The sequence below is a fragment of the Oleiphilus sp. HI0080 genome (genome assembly GCF_001635135.1).
The window spans coordinates 1-689 of sequence record NZ_LWFU01000124.1; the positions used below are offsets into that span (position 1 = coordinate 1).

General features: G+C 47.3%; 1 protein-coding gene and 1 pseudogene. Both read right to left on the reverse strand.

Annotated elements, in window-relative coordinates; translation table 11 throughout:
- Positions 1–3: 3 nt before the first annotated feature.
- Complete coding sequence (locus tag A3751_RS01525) at positions 4–270, reverse strand: glycosyltransferase (RefSeq protein ID WP_068451392.1); 267 nt, start codon at positions 268–270, stop codon at positions 4–6.
- A gap of 134 nt (positions 271–404) precedes the next feature.
- Positions 405–689 (reverse strand): annotated as a pseudogene (locus tag A3751_RS01530) (molecular chaperone HtpG); the annotation flags it as partial.

The window sequence follows — 689 nt, forward strand, 5'->3', positions numbered from 1 at the left end:
TCGTTAAGAATGCTGCAGACACGATTCGTGGGACGCTTGAGTCGTTAAGGGCGTTTCAGGAGGTTGTTCTGTACGACAATGGTTCAAGTCAACAAACTGCCCTTCAAAGATAAGTACATTGGGGTATTCCGAGGCGATTGAGAGCGTGTCGTCACTTGAACCATTGTCGTACAGAACAACCTCCTGAAACGCCCTTAACGACTCAAGCGTCCCACGAATCGTGTCTGCAGCATTCTTAACGATGATCACCGCACTTACGTGCTCTATCATGTACTTTTCCTATCTCGCCGAATGATACGTTTCGACATCAAGCATACATAAAAAAAGGGAGCCGGGGTAACCTGACGCGCCGAACGAGCGGCAGGTTTTTTAAGGCTCCCTAAGGGACAAAGATCGCTAAATCGCTATTTAGACAAATCTAAAAGCAATTTGTTCAATCGACTTACAAATGCGCCAGGCTCTTTCAATTGATCGCCCATGGCAAGTGCGGCCTGATCAAACAATACAAGCGTTAGGTCGTTAAAACGCTCATCATCCTGCTCGTCATTCAGTTGCTTAACAAGAGGATGATCGCCGTTGATTTCAAAGCTTGGCTTACTCTCAGGAACAGGCTGACCTGCGGCCTCCATAATCTTCTTCATCTGTGCATCCATATCGTGTGCACCAGCGACCAAACAAGCAGGGCTATC